Source organism: Delftia acidovorans NBRC 14950, from assembly GCF_001598795.1.
Taxonomy (GTDB): Bacteria; Pseudomonadota; Gammaproteobacteria; order Burkholderiales; family Burkholderiaceae_C; genus Comamonas; species Comamonas acidovorans.
In genome coordinates, this window is sequence record NZ_BCZP01000009.1 from 17,177 (window position 1) to 34,150 (window position 16,974).

The 16,974-nt window shown below is 67.3% G+C and carries 16 protein-coding genes; 9 read left to right on the forward strand and 7 right to left on the reverse strand.

Going from position 1 to position 16,974, the window contains the following annotated elements:
• Position 1: 1 nt before the first annotated feature.
• Positions 2 to 1,846 (forward strand): dihydrolipoyl dehydrogenase, encoded by a 1,845-nt coding sequence (lpdA, locus tag DA1_RS13380; protein ID WP_034394189.1) that lies wholly within the window; start codon positions 2 to 4, stop codon positions 1,844 to 1,846.
• 141 nt (positions 1,847 to 1,987) lie between these two features.
• On the opposite strand, the gene DA1_RS13385 is transcribed toward lpdA, so the two are convergent.
• Positions 1,988 to 2,917 (reverse strand): LysR family transcriptional regulator, encoded by a 930-nt coding sequence (locus DA1_RS13385; protein ID WP_034394186.1) that lies wholly within the window; start codon positions 2,915 to 2,917, stop codon positions 1,988 to 1,990.
• A gap of 65 nt (positions 2,918 to 2,982) precedes the next feature.
• On the opposite strand from DA1_RS13385, the gene DA1_RS13390 reads away from it, so the two are divergent.
• The gene (locus DA1_RS13390; RefSeq protein ID WP_034394183.1) at positions 2,983 to 3,600 is read left to right on the forward strand and encodes a LysE family translocator; all 618 of its coding nucleotides are present in this window, start codon (positions 2,983 to 2,985) and stop codon (positions 3,598 to 3,600) included.
• A 188-nt stretch (positions 3,601 to 3,788) separates the two neighbouring features.
• On the opposite strand, the gene DA1_RS13395 is transcribed toward DA1_RS13390, so the two are convergent.
• Positions 3,789 to 4,496 (reverse strand): hypothetical protein, encoded by a 708-nt coding sequence (locus DA1_RS13395; RefSeq protein ID WP_034394180.1) that lies wholly within the window; start codon positions 4,494 to 4,496, stop codon positions 3,789 to 3,791.
• A gap of 133 nt (positions 4,497 to 4,629) precedes the next feature.
• Between DA1_RS13395 and DA1_RS13400 the strand changes: the two genes are divergently transcribed.
• Positions 4,630 to 5,895, forward strand: a complete 1,266-nt coding sequence (locus DA1_RS13400) for an MFS transporter (RefSeq protein ID WP_174549390.1) — start codon at positions 4,630 to 4,632, stop codon at positions 5,893 to 5,895.
• Here DA1_RS13400 and DA1_RS13405 read toward each other — a convergent pair whose 3' ends face one another.
• Together DA1_RS13405 and DA1_RS13410 are read right to left on the reverse strand one after the other, a co-directional pair.
• Complete coding sequence (locus tag DA1_RS13405; protein WP_012205798.1) at positions 5,896 to 6,921, reverse strand: FUSC family protein; 1,026 nt, start codon at positions 6,919 to 6,921, stop codon at positions 5,896 to 5,898.
• Between the two features lie 193 nt (positions 6,922 to 7,114).
• Positions 7,115 to 7,603, reverse strand: a complete 489-nt coding sequence (locus DA1_RS13410) for an EVE domain-containing protein (RefSeq protein ID WP_034394174.1) — start codon at positions 7,601 to 7,603, stop codon at positions 7,115 to 7,117.
• 129 nt (positions 7,604 to 7,732) lie between these two features.
• Here DA1_RS13410 and yghU point away from each other — a divergent pair, with 129 nt between their 5' ends.
• Positions 7,733 to 8,572, forward strand: coding sequence for a glutathione-dependent disulfide-bond oxidoreductase (yghU, locus tag DA1_RS13415; RefSeq protein WP_034394172.1), 840 nt, complete (start codon positions 7,733 to 7,735; stop codon positions 8,570 to 8,572).
• Between the two features lie 7 nt (positions 8,573 to 8,579).
• Here yghU and DA1_RS13420 read toward each other — a convergent pair whose 3' ends face one another.
• The 3 genes from DA1_RS13420 to DA1_RS13430 all read right to left on the reverse strand — a co-directional run bounded on the left by DA1_RS13420 (position 8,580) and on the right by DA1_RS13430 (position 10,389).
• Positions 8,580 to 9,257 (reverse strand): hypothetical protein, encoded by a 678-nt coding sequence (locus tag DA1_RS13420; protein WP_034394169.1) that lies wholly within the window; start codon positions 9,255 to 9,257, stop codon positions 8,580 to 8,582.
• A 76-nt stretch (positions 9,258 to 9,333) separates the two neighbouring features.
• Positions 9,334 to 9,591, reverse strand: coding sequence for a GlsB/YeaQ/YmgE family stress response membrane protein (locus DA1_RS13425; protein ID WP_034398643.1), 258 nt, complete (start codon positions 9,589 to 9,591; stop codon positions 9,334 to 9,336).
• 162 nt (positions 9,592 to 9,753) lie between these two features.
• A complete protein-coding gene (locus DA1_RS13430) occupies positions 9,754 to 10,389 on the reverse strand; it encodes a C40 family peptidase (RefSeq protein ID WP_012205793.1) in 636 nt (211 codons plus the stop codon).
• Between the two features lie 195 nt (positions 10,390 to 10,584).
• On the opposite strand from DA1_RS13430, the gene DA1_RS13435 reads away from it, so the two are divergent.
• The 5 genes from DA1_RS13435 to DA1_RS13455 all read left to right on the forward strand — a co-directional run bounded on the left by DA1_RS13435 (position 10,585) and on the right by DA1_RS13455 (position 16,945).
• Positions 10,585 to 11,187 (forward strand): isochorismatase family protein, encoded by a 603-nt coding sequence (locus DA1_RS13435; RefSeq protein ID WP_012205792.1) that lies wholly within the window; start codon positions 10,585 to 10,587, stop codon positions 11,185 to 11,187.
• A 188-nt stretch (positions 11,188 to 11,375) separates the two neighbouring features.
• The gene (locus tag DA1_RS13440; protein ID WP_034394167.1) at positions 11,376 to 12,047 is read left to right on the forward strand and encodes an outer membrane protein; all 672 of its coding nucleotides are present in this window, start codon (positions 11,376 to 11,378) and stop codon (positions 12,045 to 12,047) included.
• 115 nt (positions 12,048 to 12,162) lie between these two features.
• Positions 12,163 to 14,049 carry a propionate--CoA ligase gene (locus DA1_RS13445; protein WP_034394165.1) on the forward strand — a complete coding sequence of 629 codons (1,887 nt, stop codon included), beginning with the start codon at positions 12,163 to 12,165 and terminating at the stop codon, positions 14,047 to 14,049.
• Positions 14,050 to 14,215: 166 nt separating this feature from the next.
• Positions 14,216 to 15,604, forward strand: a complete 1,389-nt coding sequence (locus tag DA1_RS13450; protein ID WP_013802235.1) for a phosphomannomutase/phosphoglucomutase — start codon at positions 14,216 to 14,218, stop codon at positions 15,602 to 15,604.
• 15 nt (positions 15,605 to 15,619) lie between these two features.
• Positions 15,620 to 16,945, forward strand: a complete 1,326-nt coding sequence (locus tag DA1_RS13455; protein WP_034394161.1) for a 3-deoxy-D-manno-octulosonic acid transferase — start codon at positions 15,620 to 15,622, stop codon at positions 16,943 to 16,945.
• Positions 16,946 to 16,974 lie beyond the last annotated feature (29 nt).

Below are 16,974 nucleotides of genomic sequence, written 5' to 3' on the forward strand. Positions count from 1 at the left end.
CATGGCAATCATCGACATCAAGGTGCCCGACATCGGCGACTTCGCCGAAGTGGGCGTGATCGAACTGCTGGTCCAGCCCGGTGACACCGTCGCCAAGGACCAGTCCCTGATCACCGTGGAGTCCGACAAGGCCTCCATGGAGATCCCCTCCAGCCATGCCGGCGTGGTCAAGGAACTCAAGGTCAAGATCGGCGACAAGATCGCCGAAGGCGGCCTGATCCTGACGCTGGAGGCCGCTGGCGAGGCGGCCGCCGCACCCCAGGCGGCAGCACCGGCCCCTGCAGCGGCGGCTCCAGCGCCTGCCGCTGCAGCGCCCGCAGCATCGGCTCCCGCTCCGGCCGCAGCCAGCTACGCCGGTGGCGCGGCCGATTACGACTGCGACGTGGTCGTGCTCGGCGGCGGTCCTGGCGGCTACTCGGCAGCCTTCCGTGCGGCCGATCTGGGCCTGAATGTGGTCATCGTCGAGCGCTACAAGAGCCTGGGCGGCGTCTGCCTGAACGTGGGCTGCATCCCGTCCAAGGCGCTGCTGCACGTGGCCGCCGTGGTGGACGAGGTCAAGCACCTGGAGGTGGCCGGCGTCAAGTTCGGCGCGCCCGAGGTCAACATCGACCAGCTGCGCGGACACAAGGACAAGGTCATCGGCAAGCTGACCGGCGGCCTGGGCCAGATGGCCAAGATGCGCAAGGTCACCGTGGTGCGCGGCTACGGCAACTTCGTCGGCGCCAACCACCTGGAAGTGGAAGAGACCACGGGCGACGGCCAGGAAAAGACCGGCAGCAAGAAGATCGTGCAGTTCAAGCGCGCCATCATTGCCGCCGGCAGCCAGGCCGTGCACCTGCCCTTCATGCCCAAGGACCCGCGCGTGGTGGACTCCACCGGCGCGCTGGACCTGGCCAGCGTGCCCAAACGCATGCTGATCCTGGGCGGCGGCATCATCGGCCTGGAAATGGGCACCGTCTACTCCACGCTGGGCGCACGCCTGGACGTGGTGGAGATGATGGACGGCCTCATGCAGGGCGCCGACCGCGACCTGGTCAAGGTCTGGCAGAAGATGAACGCGCCGCGCTTCGACAACATCATGGTCAACACCAAGACCGTGGGTGCCGAAGCCACGCCCGAAGGCATCAAGGTCAGCTTTGCGCCTGCCAAGGACGGCATCACCGTGCCCGAGCCCCAGGTCTACGACCTGGTGCTGCAGGCCGTGGGCCGCACACCCAACGGCAAGAAGATCGCTGCCGAGAAGGCCGGCGTGGCCGTCACGGACCGCGGCTTCATCGAAGTCGATATCCAGATGCGCACCAATGTGCCCCACATCTTCGCCATCGGCGACGTGGTGGGCCAGCCCATGCTGGCGCACAAGGCTGTGCACGAGGCCCATGTGGCCGCCGAAGTCATCGCCGGTGAACTGCAGGGCAACAAGGAGCTGGCTGCCAGCGCCTTCAACGCCCGCGTGATCCCCAGCGTGGCCTACACCGACCCGGAAGTGGCGTGGGTGGGCCTGACCGAGGACCAGGCCAAGGCCCAGGGCATCAAGGTCAAGAAGGGTGTGTTCCCCTGGACGGCTTCGGGCCGCGCCATTGCCAATGGCCGCGACGAAGGCGTCACCAAGCTGCTGTTCGACGACAGCCCCGAGGCGCACGGCCATGGCCGCATCCTGGGTGGCGGCATCGTCGGCACGCATGCGGGCGACATGATCGGCGAGATTGCGCTGGCCATCGAAATGGGTGCCGACGCCGTGGACATCGGCAAGACCATCCATCCCCACCCCACGCTGGGCGAAAGCCTGGGCATGGCGGCCGAGGTGGCGCACGGCTCCTGCACGGACCTGCCGCCGCAGCGCAAGTAAGCGCAAGGCCGGGCGTTCAGGCCCGGCAAGAACAGAAAGGCAGCTTCGGCTGCCTTTCTGCTTTGGGAGATGCAGACAAGGACACAGACATCAGTCCGAACACCGGTCCAGACACAGGCACGGCAAAGGGGACAGAGCTGTTCAGGCCTGGGCGCGCAGCCACTGCAGCAATTGGTCGTGCACACCATCTGGCGTGGGCGGAGCGGGGGACAGCAGGCAGTAGCGCGAACCGTCCTCGACAAAGCCCATGGGCGCTGCCAGCACGCCGTTGGCGACGTCGTCGCGCACCAGTTGCCAGGGTCCGATGGCCAGTCCCATGCCTGCCACGGCGGCCTGCAGGCTGAAATAGAAATGGTCGAACTGCAGCTGGGATCCCGACGGCGGCGGCTGGCCGCTGTGCTCTGCCCATGTGGACCAGGCCCCCGGGCGGGTGCGGCTTTGCAGCAAGGGTGCCTCCGGGCGCAGCCCGGTGGCATGCCCCTCGTCGGAGCGCGTGCACCACTGCGCCAGCCGTTCGGGCCGGCAGACCGGGCCTATGCGCTCGGCAAACAGGGTCTCGGCATGACAGCCCGCTGGCGGAGAGAAGTCATCGCGTCGTATGGCCAGATCGATGCCGTCCGCGAAAGAGAAAGGCCCGCCGCCCGCCATCAGGTGCAGCTGCAACTCCGGGTGTTGTTCCTGGAACTGCGGCCAGCGCGGGATCAGCCAGCGCATGAGCAAGGTTGGCTCGCAGGACAGCACCCAGCGGCGCGCCTGCTGCGCGCGCGAGCGCAACTCCTGCGTGGCCTGGCGCATGCGCTCCAGGCCTTCGTGCACGGCCTGGGCCAGGTGGCGGCCCGCCTCGGTCAGGAAGACGCGGCGGCTGCGGCGGTCAAACAGGGTCACGCCCAGATCGTCCTCCAACAGGCGCACGGCCCGGCTGATGGCGCCATGGGTCAGGTGCAACTCTTCTGCCGCCTTGCTGAAGTTCTCCCGCCGGGCGGCCGCTTCGAAGCAGCGCAAGGCCTGCAGCGACGGCAGCCGCTTGCTCGGGGTATGTGAGTTGAGTTCACCAACTGTGTCAGAAAACATCGTTATGTATTTTCATGGAAGGCCAATACTATCCGGCGCGTTGCATTGAATCGAATGGATAACCGATGACCGAATGGATAGCTGTAGTCACCATTACCCTGCTGGCCGTCATCAGCCCAGGGGCGGATTTCGCCATGGTCACACGCAACAGCCTGCTGCGCTCGCGCCGCGCGGGCCTGCTCACGGCGCTGGGCATTGGCCTGGGGGTGCTGGTCCATGTCGGCTATACCTTGCTCGGGGTCGGACTGCTCATGCAGCAATCCACCTGGTTGTTCGACGTGGTCAAGCTGCTGGGTGCAGCCTATCTGATCTATCTGGGCGTGACCATGCTGCGCAGCCGCCCGGAGGGCGATTTGCCCGGCCAGCCCGTGGCCGCGCTCTCCGACATGGCGGCACTGCGCATGGGCTTCCTGACGAATGCGCTCAATCCCAAGACCACGGTGTTCGTGGTCAGCCTGTTCTTGCAGATCGTGGGACAGGACACGCCGCTGGCCACGCAGCTGGCATATGGCGGATTCATCTCGCTGGCCCATGTGGCGTGGTTCTGCATCGTGGCGCTGTGCTTTTCGGCCCAGCGGGTGCGTGCACGGTTGCTGGCCGTGCGGCATTGGATAGACAGGGCCTTTGGCGGCATGTTGGTGGGGTTTGGTTTGCTGCTGGCAACGGCCAAGCTGCGGCTGTGATGTGGTGATGGTCTGACAGGAATTGGTGGGGGAGGACGGGCAAGCAGGCGGCTGCTGCCCGGCATGCAAGGCCTGCGAGGTGCCATCTGGTACCTCGCAGGCTTGGCTGTTTCTGGCGAGTGTCAGGTTCGCCCGGCAAGCGGGCCGGCGTCCCAGTGGCTTGCGGTTCGACCCGGCACGGCAGGTGTTCATGGTGGGGGCGTGCCATCGTCTCCATGGTGAACGCCGGCGCCAAGGCCTGCTCCCATGCCCAGGCCGCCCATGCCTGCGGCGCCCATTCCTGCACCACCCCCGCCGCCACCACCGCCCTTGCTCGAAGCGCCGGATTCCGCGCCACCTTTGCGCGCCCCGCCCGCCGTGCCGCCCGGACGCGTGGGGCCCTGGTTGGGAACGCGCAGGCTGTCGGGGATCGGCTCCAGATCCAGCGCTTCGCGGATGAAGGCGCGCAGCGAAGTGACGAGTGCCGCAGTCTCGACAGGCTGGCCTGCCACCATGTCCTGGGCCGCCTGGGCGGCCATGCGCACTTGGTCCTGCGTCCCGAGCAAGATGACATCGGACAGCGCGGCTTCGACCGCATCGCGAATGCGCCGTTGGCGCTCGCTACCAAAAGCCGGTGGTGCAGCGGCATCGGCATCGTCGGCGGCGGGCCTGCGCAGATCGCGCAGGTGCAGGGGATTCACATGCAGCGTGCCCGTGAAAGAGCCGCCCAGCGTCTTGTAGGCGGCGATAAGCGACTTCAGGCGTTCATTGATCTGGCGGTTCTCACGCTCGCGCCGCTTTTGCACGGTCTGCATGAACAGCAGGCGAATGCCCATCATCAGGCAGGTGACCAGCAGCAGGCCCATTACCGTGGACAGCAGCGAAGACCAGGAGCTGAAATCTAGTGATGAGCGCATGCGCAAGGCCTCGGGAGTTGATCCAGGCCTTCAGTGTGCCTCCATACAGACGGGTCGGCGGGTAAGAAGAGTGCTGTTTGCAGGCGCCGCTTGGCCTATGCTTTCGATACTTCACACATCAGCTACAGGGCGCATGGCATACGCCCCCGGGAGACAGCATCCAGTGAAAACAACGAAGCAGGGGGTGCATCCCTCATGGATCATCGTGGCGGCCGGCGTCAGCGCGGCTCTGCATGTAGGCAAGCTGCCGCCGGCTGTGCCGGTGCTGCAGCAGCAATTGGGCCTGTCCCTGCTGCAGGCCGGCTTTCTGCTGTCCACCGTGCAGGTGGCCGGCATGGCGCTGGGCCTGGTGGTGGGTCTGGGTACAGACCGCTGGGGGCTGCGGCGCAGCATGCTGGCAGGCCTGCTGCTGATGGCGGGTGCCAGCGCCCTGGGCGCCACCGCTACGGGGTTTGCAGCGCTGCTGGCCTTGCGTGCCGTGGAGGGACTGGGCTTTTTGCTGGTGGCCATGCCGGGGCCGGGTCTGATCCGGCGCTGCGTGGCGCCACGCGATCTGAGCGCGCGCATGGGATGGTGGGGTACCTATATGCCGTTGGGCAGTGCCATCGGCTTGCTGCTGGGGCCGTGGGTGATGGCCTGGGCATCTTGGCCCGCATGGTGGTTGCTGTTGGGGCTGATTTCGGCACTCGCATGGGTCGCCGTCTGGTGTGGCGTGCCGGCAGACAGGCCGGTGCCCCTTGGCACGTCGGTGGCGGGCGGTGGCTGGCGTCCTCGCCTGGCGTTGACCCTGCGCAGCCCCGGACCCTGGTGCGTGGCTGTGGCCTTTGCCGTGTATTCAGGGCAGTGGATGGCCGTCATCGGCTTTCTCCCCTCGGTCTATGCCGAGGCTGGCCTGGGCGCCGCATTGTCGGGCACTCTGACGGCCGTGGTGGCGCTGGCCAACATGGTGGGCAATGTGGCCTCGGGCCGTTTGCTCCAAGACGGCTGGAGCGCCACGCGCGCCTTGCGCCTGGGCTTTGGCTGCATGGCGGCGTGTGCGCTGCTGGCCTATCTGCAATGGCAGGGGCAACCGCTGGCGCCGTTGTGGCTGCGCTTTGTGGCGGTGGTGTTGTTTTCGGCGGCGGGCGGGCTGATTCCGGGCACGCTGTTTTCCATGGCAGTGCGGCTGGCCCCCGATGAGTCCACGGTATCGACCACGGTGGGTTTCATGCAGCAATGGTCCAGCGTGGGGCAGTTTGCAGGCCCGCCTCTGGTGGCGGCCGTGGCCGTGCACGCGGGCGGATGGCAGTGGACCTGGGTGGTGACGGCGGCCATGTGCGCCATCGGCTGGTGGCTGGCCGGCGCGATCGGGCGCATCAACTGCGCGGCTGCAGCGCCGCGCGGGCGCGCTGCAGTCTGATCACGCGTCGCGCGAGCCTATCAACGCCTTCAGGGCTTCTTCCATCTGCTGCGCATGGTCCAGCGCGGGCAGCCAGGCCTGGGGCACCGGCTGGGCGGGTGCCTGGGGTGCGGATGCGGCCAGTTGGGCCAGGGCGTCATCGGGCTGCAGGGCCACCACGTTGCCGTTGGCGGATAGCTGGCGGCAGGCATCGACCAGCCATTCACAGTGCAGCACGATGGCGCGCGGCATGAGGCCACTGTCATGCGACATGCCGCGCACCAGGCTTTCGCCCAGCAGCAGCGCGCTGGCATACAGGCGCACGGCGTGGCGGTCATAGCGCCCGGTGATGGTCTGCAGCCCCGCGCCTCCCAGGCGGCCGCGCAGGGACCAGCGGCTGGCGCTTTGCGCCTCCACCATGGCTGCGCGCAGTGCGCTCAGCGCATCGCTGCTGCGCGTGAGCTGGCCCAGCGCGACGGTGGCATCGGGCGTGTCGTGGGTGGCAGTGGCGCGCAGGGTGGCTTCCAGCCCCTCGGCCAGCTGGCCCAGCAAGGCGCTTGCCGAGCGCGACACGGCGCGCAGCGGATTGGCCGTGAAGATCACCTGGCTGAACATCAGGCCGACACCGGCGCCCACCAGTACGTCAACCAGCCGGGTCTCGCCCGCGGCGCTCGGCCCCATGCTCAGCACCAGCACGACGGAGACGCCCGCCTGTATCGGGACGACCGGCGGCTGTCCGAGCATGGCGGCCAGAGACAGGGCGACCAGCGAGGCCAGACTCAGCCGCAGCAGCGGAATGGTGTCGGGCAGCAGCCAAGCCAGTTCGCCGACGATGATGCCGATGGCGCAGCCCAGCACCAAGCCCCAGGTCTGCTTGAGATGGCTGGGCAGGCCGGGCGCCAGGCAGACCAGGGCGGTGACGGCGGCAAAGACGGGTTTGGGGTGGCCGAGCAGGTAGTGGGACAGCTCCCAGGCCAGCATCGCACCCAGGGAGGCGGCGATGGCGTCGCGAAGCGCCAGACGCAGGCGGCCGGGCGCAGCGGCCATGCCGCTCTTGGGTGTTCCAGGGGGTGTTTTTGCTTTTGCTTTTCGCCAACGCACGAAGATTCTCCCTCCAGCATGCGAAATCCAGGTTCGCAAATGCCCAAAAGCATAGCGGCCGGTCCAGGTCCGGCGTGCAGGAGAGAAGCTTCTTGCTTGTAAGAAAGCAGCCCGCGGTGGGGCGGGGCGGGTCGGCAGCTCAGGCGGGTTGGAGCAGGCCTTCGATGAAGGCCCATTCCTCGGGCGTGACCGGCGTGATCGACAGGCGGTTGCCCTTTTGCAGTACACGCATGCCGGCAAGCTCGGGATGCTCGCGCAGCTCGGCGATCTGCAGCGTGCGTGTCTTGCGCAGCGCCTGCACGTCCAGCGTGAGCCAGCGTGGCTTGTCGGGCGAGGACTTGGGGTCGTAGTAGGGACTGCGCGGGTCGAACTGCGAGGCATCGACGCGCAGGTTGCCTGCAATGCGGGCGATGCCGTAGATGCCGGGCTCGGCGCAACTGGAGTGCCAATACAGCACCCCATCGCCCACCTGCATGGCATCTCGCATGAAGTTGCGCGCCTGGTAGTTGCGCACACCGTCCCAGGCGATGGTGGCCTGCGGCGCGGCCAGCGCGTGGTCTATGGAGAATTCGTCTGGCTCGTTCTTCATGAGCCAGAACTGGCGGGCGGAGGTGGGTGCGGCAGTCATGCCGCGATTGTGGCAAATCCCCGGGCGCCGTGGCGGCGTTCCGCGCACGCCGGCAAGAGCGCGCCGGTGACGGGACAATCGCCCTCAGCCGGGCACCTCTCCCCAGCCCGCGAACCACAGGAACCCTGCATGACCGACAGCTCCACCTATGTCCCGCCCGCCGTATGGCAGCCAGCGCCTTCGGGCGGCACCTTTGCCAACATCAACCGCCCGGTCGCCGGTCCCACCCATGACAAGGCATTGCCGGTGGGGCAGCAGCCGCTGCAGCTGTATTCGCTGGCCACGCCCAACGGCGTGAAGGTCACCATCATGCTGGAGGAGCTGCTGGCGCTGGGCCATGCCGGCGCGGAGTACGACGCGTGGCTGATCCGCATCAGCGAAGGAGACCAGTTCTCCAGCGGCTTTGTCGAGGTCAATCCCAACTCCAAGATCCCGGCGCTGGTGGACCGCAGCGTCGAGCCGCCGGTGCGCGTGTTCGAGTCAGGCTCCATCTTGCTGTACCTGGCCGAGAAGTTTGGTGCGCTGCTGCCTGCCGAGCCCGCTGCGCGCACCGAGACGCTGAACTGGCTGTTCTGGCAGATGGGATCGGCGCCTTACCTTGGCGGTGGTTTCGGGCATTTCTATGCCTATGCGCCCGAGAAGTTCGAGTACCCCATCAACCGCTTCACCATGGAGACCAAGCGCCAGCTCGATGTGCTCGATCGCCAGCTGGCCCTGCATCCGTTCATTGCGGGTGCGAACTACAGCATTGCCGATATCGCCATCTGGCCCTGGTATGGGGCCCTGGTGCTCAATGAGGTGTATGGCGCGGCCGAGTTCCTGTCAGCCCATGAATACACGCATGTCATGCGCTGGGCCAGGCAGATTGCCCAAAGGCCGGCCGTGCTGCGCGGCCGCCGCGTGAATCGTACCTGGGGAGATGAAGCCACCCAGGTGCCCGAGCGCCACCAGGCGTCGGACCTGGGCTGATAGCCGTCTACTGGGAGCGGCCCCAGGGGCCGCGATCGGGCTGGCGCCAGAAGCGCGGGCGCTTGCTGGAAGGCTCGGGGGCGGGCTCGGCGTCGCGCCCGTCCTTATCGGTCCTGTCGGCCTTTTTGGCCTTTTCCAATTGCTGACCTGTCTGCTCGACCTTGCGCGCCGTGCGATCCAGCCGCGAGGGAATGTCGAGTTCTGCATGCTCGACCACACGAATGCAGTCCTGGATATGCCGCTCGCCCAGATAGCGCAGCGTGGCATAGCCCAGCGCTGCCGCTGCAGCCTGGCCTGCCAGTGGCACGTATTTGGCGGCCTGCGTGGCCGTCATGCGCATGCCGGCCGCGCGCGCCAGGCGCACCACCATGTCGCGCGTGATCAGCTTGCCGATCAGCACCGAGCCCACCATGGCCACGGCCTTTTGCACCTGCTCGCGCTTGCCGGGTTCCAGCTTGTCCAACTGTTCGGGTGTAAGGCCGAATTCGCGGTTGATGCGTGGCAGCAACCGCGCCAGCAGTGCCGCATCCACCAGCCAGTCCAGGCCCGGAATGGGCAGGCTGCTGGCTGCTGCGCCGACCAGCGCACGCCGGTGCAGCAACTTGCGCGCGCTCTCGGCCGCTTGCTCCACATCGTGGCGCGGTGGTGGAGGGGGAGGGGTTTTGTCCGATGTGCGAAAGATCATGCGTGCCAGTGAGGACGGGGCAGATGTCGATCAAGAAAATGCGCCAGCCGGCGGATGCGGCTGGCGCGCAGGGTGGTCAGCGTGCGCTCTTGCTGCGCACCAGACTGTAGATGAAGAGGATGACGATGGCGCCCACGATGGAGGCGATCCAGCCGGCCGGCTGCCCGGCCTCGTACCAACCCATCGCGACACCGACGTAGCTGGCAAGAAACGATCCTGCCACGCCGAGCAGGATGGTCATGATCCAGCCAAAGCTGTCATCGCCGGGTTTGAGTGCCCGCGCCAGCAAGCCAACGACCAGGCCAACGATGAGGGTACCAATCAAGGACATCATGCTTTTCTCCGAACTGAAGCTTCCATGCCGCGACTCTAGGGCCCTGCACCGGGCGGCCCTGTCGGACAGCATCTCAACCTGGGACGAAGCCAGGGCAGGGCCCTGAAAAACAAAACGCCTGCATGTGCAGGCGTTTGTGGATTGGCGCACAAGACGCTGCGATCACTGCAGCTGGCTTGCCTGCATCTGCAGGGCCAGAGCGGCCTTGCTGGCGTCAAGGCCCAGGCCGTCGGCGTCCTGCACGCGGCGGGCGCCATCGAAGCGGCGAGCCCAGTACGCGCTTTGCATGCTTTCCACGCGAACCTGTGCACCGGTGCGCGGTGCATGGATGAAGTTGCCGTCGCCGACATAGATGCCGACATGGCTGAAGGTGCGGCGCATGGTGTTGAAGAACACCAGATCACCGGGCTTGAGTTCGTTCTTGTCGATTTTTTCCGTGGCCTGTGCCTGCTGGTCAGCGCGGCGCGGCAGGACCTTGCCCAGGGTTTCGGAGTAGATGGCGCGGACGAAGCCGCTGCAGTCGAAGCCGGTCTCGGCACTGTTGCCGCCGCGGCGGTAGGGAACGCCGATGAAGCCCATGGCGGTCACGACCAGATCGGAGGTCTTTTCGGCGACGCTTTGTCGTGCTTCCTTGACGAAGTCAGAAGTGCGTTCCGCCATGTGATGGCGGGCTTCGCGCAGCTGCGAGATGAGGCTGCGGTTGACCAGCAGCTGGTTCATATCGTCGTCACGCATTTCGGGCGGAGCCGCGTGTGCCGTGACGCTGACAAACAGGAGTGCAATAAGCCATCGGGACATGGGGCGCGAGATTACCACGCAAAAACGTAGGACAAATTCGATAAGACCCCCGAAAGCCTGGGTTTTTGAGTTACCTCAGGAATCCGGGCTGCGCGGCAGGGAGCGCACGCAAGCTGCGACAATGGAAAGCTTTCCCTTTTGTCCTCTATAAGAAGGGCGGCCCGCGCCGCCCCATATTCCCAAGAAAGATCCGCCATGCTGCTTGAAGCCACCGACTCCCAGCTCGTACTCGTCGATTACCAGGAGCGCCTGATGCCGGCCATCTTCGAGGGACCGGCAGTTCTGGCCAATGCCGTGAAGCTGGCGCGCCTGGCGCAGCTGGTGGACGTGCCGGTCTTCGGCACCGAGCAGAACCCCTCGCGCCTGGGCGCCAACGACGCCGAACTGCGCGCGCTGTGCGACCGGACCCTGTCCAAGATGCATTTCAGCGCCGTGGCCGAGGGCCTGGGCGAGTGGCTGCGTCCTCCTGCACGACCCCAGGGCGGCAATGCGCGCAGCCTGCCCAAGCACCTGCAAAAGCCCCAGCAGCAGGCGCCCGAGCGCAGCATGGTGGTGATTGCCGGCTGTGAAGCCCATGTCTGCCTGCTGCAGACGGCGCTGGAGCTGCTGGAAGATGAGTTCGATGTCTGGGTCGTCACCGACGCCTGCAGCTCGCGCACCGAGCGCAACCGCGATGCCGCCTTCGACCGCCTGGCCGGCGCGGGTGCCGAGCTGGTGACCACGGAGATGGTGGCCTTCGAGTGGCTGCGCAGCTGCGAGCATCCGGCCTTCAAGGATCTGCTTGCCCTGGTCAAGTAAGGCACGGGTTCCTGGGTCCGCCGTCTTGGGGCGCTCTTTGGAGCGCCTTTTTTCATGGTGATCTGTCTCTTCTTGGGAGGGGGCTGTCGCTGCACCGCGTAGTTCTACGGAGCTGCGTGCGTAGCCGGCCGAATAGGCGCGGGCAGGGCGTTTTTCTACAGTGGCGGCATTCCCCCAAGAGAGACTGTATGAAGCACGTTCTGACCTTCACCGCCCTGATCCTGACCGCCTCGGGCAGCGCTTTGGCTGCCGACCATTTCTATGGCGCCGTCCGCATCAACTCCGCCAACTACAAGGCTCACGACATGGACTCCAGCGCCCGCCCCGGCCTGGGGCAGTTCGTGCCTGGCGACGACAGCCGCCGCGCTACAGGCGGCTCTCTGGCCCTGGGTTATCAGCTCCCGTCGGACTGGCGTCTGGAAGCCGAATACACCCTGCCCAGGAGCAACGAATTCACCAGCGGCTCCACGCGCTTTCCCACGAGCTTCAATCACCACAGCATCCGTTCTCAGCGCCTGATGATCAATGCGTACAAGGATTTCCCCCTGAACGCGCAGTTCTCCGTGTACGGCACGGCGGGCCTGGGCCTGGCCCACCTGCAGTCCAGCGGCTGGCAAGGCAATCCGAATCGCCAGTACTTCAGCGATTCCCAGAACAATCTGGCCTATGCGCTGGGCTTTGGCATCAGCTACTCGCCGATTCAAAAGGTCAGCATCGACCTGGGCTACCGCTATGTGGGCATGGGCAAGACCCACAGCGGCGCCAACAACTTCACCAATGTCCGTGGCCTGCAGGATGAGCAGATGCGCGCCAAGCTGAGTTCCAGCGAGATCTCGGTCGGCCTGCGCTACAGCTTCTGAGTTTGAAGGGGCCTGTCTGCCCGCGCAGCGCGGAGTTGTCAGCTTTCGGCAAGCGCATTATGAATAATTATGAATTCAGAAGCCGCCAATCCATGACAACGACAGGAGACAGACAATGGCCCCGCGTTTCGACGATTTCCACCGCCGCTCCATCGAGGAGCGCGACGCTTTTTGGGCCGAGCAGGCCCGCCGCATCGACTGGCATGTGCCGCCCCAGCGGATCTGCGACTACGACAATCCGCCGTTTGCACGGTGGTTTGTCGGGGGGCAGACCAATCTCTGCCACAACGCCGTGGACCGGCACCTGGCCGAGCGCGCCGACCAGAACGCGCTGATCGCCATCTCCACCGAGACCGGCACGGAAAAGGTCTACACCTACCGCGAACTGCATGCCGAGGTACAGCGCATGGCCGCCGTGCTGCAGTCGCTGGGCGTGCAAAAGGGCGACCGCGTCCAGATCTACATGCCCATGATTGCCGAGGCGGCCTTTGCCATGCTGGCCTGCGCGCGGCTGGGTGCCATCCATTCGGTGGTGTTCGGCGGCTTTGCCTCGGCGGCGCTGGCCTCGCGCATCGACGATGCCGAGCCCAAGGTCATCATCAGTGCCGACGCGGGCTCGCGCGGCGGGCGCGTCGTGGCCTACAAGCCCTTGCTGGACGAGGCGCTGCAGCTGGCCAGCCACAAGCCAGCGGCCGTGCTCATCGTGGACCGTGGCCTGGCGCCTGCGCCCATGCGCGCCGGCCGTGACCACGACTGGGCCAGCCTGCGTGCGCTGCACGCCGACGACCAGGTCGCCTGCACCTGGGTGGAATCCACCGACCCCAGCTACACGCTCTACACCAGCGGCACCACGGGGCGCCCCAAGGGCGTGCAGCGCGATACGGGCGGCTACACGGTGGCGCTGGCCGCCAGCATGCCGCTGATCTTCGGGGCCGAGGCAGGGCAGACTTTTTTCTGCACCAGCGACATCGGCTGGGTTGTGGGCCACAGCTACATCATCTATGCGCCGCTGATCGCAGGCATGGCCACCGTGCTCTACGAGGGCCTGCCCATACGCCCCGACGCGGGCATCTGGTGGAGCATCGTGGAGAAGTACCGGGTCACCCACATGTTCTCGGCGCCCACGGCCATCCGTGTGCTCAAGAAGCACGATGCCGAGTACCTGCACCGCCACGATATCTCCAGCCTCAAGGCGCTGTGGCTGGCCGGCGAGCCGCTGGACGAGCCCACGGCGCAGTGGATCAGCCAGGCCCTGGGCAAGCCCATCATCGACAACTACTGGCAGACCGAGACCGGCTGGCCCATCCTCACGCTGTGCAACGGCGTGGAGCAGCAGACCACGCGCTTCGGCAGTCCCGGCAAGGCCGTCTATGGCTATGACGTGAAACTGATCGACGAGGCCACGGGCGAGGAACTGCTCGGCGCCGGGCAAAAGGGCGTGCTGGCCATCGAGGGGCCGCTGCCGCCGGGCTGCATGCAGACCGTCTGGCGTGACGATCAGCGCTTCGTCAATACCTACTGGAAGAGCATTCCGGGCCGCATGGTCTACAGCACCTTCGACTGGGGCATACGCGACGAGGATGGCTACTTCTTCATCCTGGGCCGCACGGATGACGTGATCAACGTGGCCGGCCACCGCCTGGGCACGCGCGAGATCGAGGAATGCATTTCCGCCCACCCCCAGGTGGCCGAAGTCGCCGTGGTCGGCGTGGCCGATACGCTCAAGGGCCAGGTGGCGCTGGCCTTTGCCGTGCCCCGGACGGCGCTGGAGGGCGAGGCCGAGCGCGCGGCGCTGCAGGCCGATGTGATGAAGCTGGTCGATGTACGCCTGGGCGCCGTGGCCCGGCCCTCGCGCGTGGTCTTCGTCAGTGCGCTGCCCAAGACGCGCAGCGGCAAGCTGCTGCGCCGCGCCATGCAGGCCGTGGCCGAGGGGCGCGACCCGGGCGACCTCAGCACCATGGAAGATCCGGCCGCGCTCGCCCAGGTGCAGCAGCAGCTGTGAGGCAGGGCGCGCGCCGCAACCGCTTGCGGCCGGGGTGATGTGCGCCGGCGCCCCTGCCTGCCGCGCCTACAAGCCTGCCGCGCCTACAATTGCGGCTTGGGCCGCAGCCGGGCCAGGTTCCGGGCTGCGGCGCCCTGTTTTCAACCGACGAGAAAGCGTTTTCGACGTGCAGGTCGCATCTTCCATCTTCAAAGCCTATGACATCCGCGGCATCGTGCCGTCCACGCTCAACGAGGAGGTCGCGCTTGGCGTGGGCCGCGCCTTCGGCATGGCGGCCCTGGCGGCCGGCGAGACCGTGGTGGCCGTGGGACGCGATGGCCGCCTGTCGGGACCCTCGCTGTCCGCGGCGCTGATCGCCGGCCTGACCGAGGTCGGCATCGAGGTGATCGACATCGGCCTGGCCACCACGCCCATGCTGTACTACGCGGCCAGCACACTGGCGCGCTCGGGCATCCAGGTCACGGGCAGCCACAACCCCAAGGACTACAACGGCTTCAAGATGGTGCTGGCCGGCCGCGCCATCTACGGCGAGGAAATCCAGGCCCTGCGCCGCCGTGTCGAGAGCGACGACTGGACGATCACGGGCACCGGCAGCGTGCGCCGCGCCGATGTGCAGGCCGACTACCAGGCGCGCATCGTGGGCGACGTGAAGCTGGCGCGACCCATCAAGATCGTGGTGGACTGCGGCAACGGCGTGGCCGGTGCCTCGGCGCCCGGCATCTTCCGCGCCCTGGGCTGCGAGGTGATCGAGCTGTTCTCCGAAGTGGACGGTGAATTCCCCAACCACCATCCTGACCCCAGCAAGCCCGAGAACCTGCGCGACGTGATCGAGGCGCTGCGCACCTCGGACGCCGAGCTGGGCCTGGCCTTCGACGGCGACGGCGATCGCCTGGGCATCGTCACCAAGGACGGCCAGAACATCTTCCCCGACCGCCAGATGATGCTGTTCGCCAAGGACGTGCTCTCGCGCGTGCCGGGCGGCAGCATCGTCTACGACGTGAAATGCACGCAGCGCCTGGCGCCCGCCATCCGCGAGGCCGGGGGCGAGCCTGTGATGTTCAAGACGGGCCACTCCCTGGTCAAGGCCCGCATGAAGGAGCTGGACGCACCGCTGGGCGGCGAGATGAGCGGCCACATCTTCTTCAAGGAGCGCTGGTATGGCTTCGATGACGGCACCTACGCGGGCTGCCGTCTGCTGGAGATCGTCAGCCGCGAGGCCGACCCCAGCGCCTTGCTCAACGCGTTGCCCACCAGCTTTTCCACCCCTGAACTGAATGTGGCCTGCGCCGAGGGCGAGCCCCATCGCCTGGCCGCCGAACTGCAGGCCCTGGCCGCCGAGACCTTTGCCGCACCGGCCCAGGTCAGCACCATTGACGGCCTGCGCGTGGACTGGGCCGACGGCTTCGGCCTGATCCGCGCCAGCAACACCACGCCCGTGCTGGTGCTGCGCTTCGAGGGCCAGACCCAGGAGGCGCTGTCGCGCATCGAGGCGCAGATGCTGGCGCTGCTGGAGCGCGTCAAGCCCGGCGCGCAGGTTGGCGGCGCCGCGCACTGATTTGCGCGCAAGGCGATGACTTCACGCTCTCCCACGTCCTGGGCGCGCGCGCTGTACAGCGCCGTGACCTGGGCGGCGCAGCCGCTGCTGCGCCGCAAGCTGCTGCGCCGCGCCGAGGCCGAGCCCGTCTATGCCGAGCACATTCCCGAGCGCTTTGGCCGCTACCAGCCGGCCACGCTGGGGCAGGACGGACATGGCCGGTGGATCTGGATTCATGCCGTATCGCTGGGCGAGACGCGCGCTGCCGCCATCTTGCTGACCGCGCTGCGCGAGCGCCTGCCCGGCATGCGCCTGCTGCTGACCCATGGCACGGCCACAGGCCGCACCGAAGGCCGCCGGCTGCTGCAGCCCGGCGACCTGCAGGTCTGGCAGCCCTGGGATACGCCAGCGGCCGTGCGCCGCTTCGTGCAGCAATTCCGGCCCGCGGTCGGCGTGCTCATGGAGACCGAAGTGTGGCCCAACCTGGTCGCCATCTGCCGCGAAGAGGGCGTGCCGCTGGCGCTGGCCAATGCGCGACTCAGCGACAAATCGCTGGGCCAGGCGCTGCGCGTGGCGCCGCTGGCGCGGCCCACCTATGCCGCCCTGGCCGCCGCCTGGGCGCAGACCGAGGACGATGCCCGGCGCCTGCGCCTGCTGGGTGCGCCCGTGCGCGGCGTGCTCGGCAACCTGAAATTCGATGCGCGTCCGGACGCTGCGCTGCTGGAGCGCGCCCGGCAATGGAAGTCCGGCCTGTCCCGCCCTGTGGTGCTGTTGGCCAGCAGCCGCGAGGGCGAGGAGGCCATGCTGCTGTCCGCCCTGCGCACGCTGGGGCCGGCAGGCCGGGCCGTGCAATGGCTGGTCGTGCCGCGCCATCCGCAGCGCTTTGACGAAGTGGCGGCGCTGCTGGCTGGCGGCGGCCTGCATGTCTCGCGCCGCAGCCAGTGGGTGGGTGGCCCGCCCTGCGGGGCTGCGGCGGATGACATCGACATCTGGCTGGGTGATTCGCTGGGCGAGATGGCCCTGTACTACGGCCTGGCCGACGCCACGCTCATGGGCGGCAGCTTTGCGCCGCTGGGCGGCCAGAACCTCATCGAGGCCCTGGCCTGCGACTGCCCCGTGGTGCTGGGGCCGCATACCTTCAACTTCAGCGAAGCCTCGGACCTGGCCTGCGAAGCCGGTGCCGCGCTGCGGGCGCCCGACCTGGAGCACGGGCTGCGCCTGGCCGTGGACCTGGCCGGGGACCGCCAGTCCCACGCCAATGCCGTGGCCCAGGCGCGCGGCTTCCTGGACCAGCACCGCGGGGCCGCACAGGCCACGGCGCAGGCGGTGGCCGGGCTGTTGCAGTCCCAACCGTTGCGCTGAGCACTAGGTTTTCGGCTGGCGGTATCCGC